The organism is Bacillus cereus group sp. Bce019 (genome assembly GCF_051781745.1).
GTDB lineage: Bacteria > Bacillota > Bacilli > Bacillales > Bacillaceae_G > Bacillus_A > Bacillus_A cereus.
In genome coordinates, this window is sequence record NZ_JBPWJX010000216.1 from 1 (window position 1) to 258 (window position 258).

Consider the following 258-nt stretch of genomic DNA (forward strand, 5'->3'; position numbering starts at 1 on the left):
CTTTAATTAGAGAAACCTGCGAAACCTCAAATTTTTGATAAATATTCAAACCAATTATTACTGTGGTTACAGCAGAACTGTTTAATTGTGTATTTAAGAATTTAATATCAAAATCTTTTTCTACAGGAATTTCAACTGATTGTCCATTTTTTAATAGTACCTTTACTTTCTTTGAAGAATTATCCGTGGAATCTATAGGGACAACCACCCTTTTAATATCAAAACGAGCAAAAATGTTATCACCAATTAAAACAGTAG

1 pseudogene is annotated in these 258 nt (G+C 28.7%); it reads right to left on the bottom strand.

Annotation, left to right across the window (positions count from 1 at the left end):
• Positions 1–258 (bottom strand): annotated as a pseudogene (locus tag ACS2QP_RS28075) (hypothetical protein); the annotation flags it as partial.